The organism is Robiginitalea sp. (assembly GCF_049588695.1).
Classification (GTDB): Bacteria; Bacteroidota; Bacteroidia; order Flavobacteriales; family Flavobacteriaceae; genus Robiginitalea.
Map to the genome: position 1 here is coordinate 1 of NZ_JBAVZJ010000282.1, position 2,340 is coordinate 2,340.

A 2,340-nucleotide genomic window follows, 5' to 3' on the forward strand; every position below is an offset into this window, starting at 1 on the left:
AGCCATTGCGGCAGCCTTATGGTTTTAAGCCGTCAAAAATGAGACTCCATTGGAACTCACCAAAGAAGCCTTTCTTGAAGGTCGCATTCTGGCCATAGACAAGCCCTATGGCTGGACTTCGTTCCAGGCTGTCAACGCAGTAAAATGGACCCTGAGGAAGGCATTTTCGCTTAAAAAAATCAAAGTAGGCCATGCGGGCACCCTGGATCCCCTGGCTACAGGTTTACTCCTAATCTGCACTGGTAAGAGCACTAAGAAGATTGCAGATCTGCAGGGGATGCCAAAGGAATACACCGGGACCATCCACCTCGGGGCCACCACCCCTTCTTACGATATGGAAACCCCGGTAGACGCTACGTATCCCACGGAGCATCTTACAGAAGAGCTACTGCGTCAAAAGACCGACTCGTTTTTTGGGGAGATAACCCAGCAACCCCCTGTTTTCTCAGCTGTAAAAAAAGATGGAAAACGCCTGTATGAATATGCCCGGAAAGGACAGGAAGTAGAAATTCCCTTGCGGAAGGTGGTCATCACCCGATTTGAACTGACGCGTATCGCGTTGCCCGAAGTCGATTTTATTGTTTCATGTAGCAAAGGCACTTACATCCGGTCTTTGGCTTTCGATTTTGGAAAATCTTTAGGGTCGGGGGCCTACCTCTCTGCACTTAAAAGAACCAAAATAGGTTCCTACAACGTAAATACTGCAATAGGTCCGAATGAATTTCGGGCTCTTTTTACAGAAGCGGGCTTTGAGCTCTGATCTGAAAAAGCAGTTCATCCACCCTGAAGAACAAAATAAAACAGGGGAAAAGGGGTTATAGTTCTATGAATCTGACACGCAGTCAACTGGCATTTCTCATTACGTTCTTCTCACTGAGTATCGTGGTGCTGACCTTGTTCAACATCCATCTCGGTGCCCGGATTGAGGAAGAGTACGCTGTGGAAATGAGTCTGGCCGATGAAGACCTGGAAGCCATGCTGCAGGAAATGGAAGAACAGGAAAAGGCAGAAGCCGATCCTGTAAAAACGCATATGGCCTTGAATGAGACTGCAAAACCACGGTATGGGGAACCCGAACCCCTGAAAACCCTTGAAGAGATTATGGCAGAAAGAGCCGAACTCGAGGGCACCGAGCCTGCGGATGCCACGAATCCGGATGCGTATTCGAATTCCCTGGAGGAACTCGCCCGGCGCCGGGAGGCTAAAAAAGAACTTCTCGGGGAAAAAGAAGCCGAAAAAAAAGAATATACCAGCTTCCTCTCAGAGAAGCGCACTTCGATTAGTTATTCCCTGGTCCACCGAACACATCGCCAGCTTCCTCTGCCCATCTATACTTGTCCCGAAGGGGGGAAAGTAGTGATTAATATAGAGGTGGATAACCGGGGCTTCGTCATGGATGCCACTTATAATGCCGGGAGTTCCACTACGTCCAACGGATGCTTGGTGGAAAAAGGGATTGAGTACGCCAAAAAGTCACGCTTCAGCAACTCAGAAAAAGGGGTTCAAAAGGGTACGATCACCTATTTATTTCAAAGCAAGTAAGGCCATTACTTCGGTCGTAATCCCTTTACCCTTGTCCTTATTGTACCATCTTTGAAGGGATTCCCGGAATTCAGCGTCTAGTTTTCCATGCTTTTCCTTATAGTCCAATACCATATTGCGCGCCACTTCGGGCCGGGGACCCCAGGTAGCTTGTACCTCCATCTGATTATCGGGATCCAGGACCAGGAGTTTGGGAATAGACCGGGCGTTATCGGTAAGGAACCTGTCCATCAGTTCCAAATTTTCATCTCTCAGGGCTATCCTGAGGTCCAGCATGGGTGTAGCCTGAGCGATGGCGTGCAGGATCGGTAATACAGGGGCCGCATCCCCACACCAGGACTCGGTCAGTACCAGCCATATACCCACTTTGTCGAGCTTTTTAAGCTGCAATGCCTCGGATTCACCAAGGGTTGTCTTTTTGTCCCACCGCCGCATCCGTTGATGGTTTAATAGGGTATAATGCACCATTTCGGCGGACTGGGTTACTCCTGAAGTCATTTTCTCGGATACCAGTTTCCCGACGTAATGCTTGTACTCCTGATAGCTCATGGAACCCTCGAGAGCGTCAGTAATGAGGGCTTTTGTAGGGATTTGTTTTTTTGTGTCTTCCATCAATGTCATTCCTCTCCTTATTGATCTATACTCAGTAGGCCCACGACCTGTTTCCTTACACAGCCTGCTTTTTAATCATTCCGCCACGGGTATCGTTGATGCTGTTCATAATGACAAAAGCTTTGGGGTCGATACGGTCGAGTTCCCGGTATAACTTGCTAATTTCCAATCGGGTAATGACAGTAT

Annotated in this window: 4 protein-coding genes; 2 read left to right on the plus strand and 2 right to left on the minus strand. The window is 48.5% G+C overall.

What is annotated here, in order from left to right:
• Positions 1 to 49: 49 nt before the first annotated feature.
• On the plus strand, positions 50 to 760 hold the full coding sequence (gene truB, locus WBV75_RS06780) for a tRNA pseudouridine(55) synthase TruB (protein WP_424119879.1): 711 nt from the start codon (positions 50 to 52) through the stop codon (positions 758 to 760).
• Between the two features lie 65 nt (positions 761 to 825).
• Positions 826 to 1,542 (plus strand): hypothetical protein, encoded by a 717-nt coding sequence (locus WBV75_RS06785; protein WP_424119880.1) that lies wholly within the window; start codon positions 826 to 828, stop codon positions 1,540 to 1,542.
• On the opposite strand, the gene WBV75_RS06790 is transcribed toward WBV75_RS06785, so the two are convergent.
• Entirely contained in the window at positions 1,525 to 2,163 is a 639-nt protein-coding gene (locus WBV75_RS06790) for a thioredoxin family protein (protein WP_424119881.1), read from the minus strand. The genes WBV75_RS06785 and WBV75_RS06790 overlap by 18 nt on opposite strands.
• 46 nt (positions 2,164 to 2,209) lie before the next feature.
• The gene (locus WBV75_RS06795; RefSeq protein WP_424119882.1) at positions 2,210 to 2,332 is read right to left on the minus strand and encodes a DUF2179 domain-containing protein; all 123 of its coding nucleotides are present in this window, start codon (positions 2,330 to 2,332) and stop codon (positions 2,210 to 2,212) included.
• Between the last annotated feature and the right edge of the window lie 8 nt (positions 2,333 to 2,340).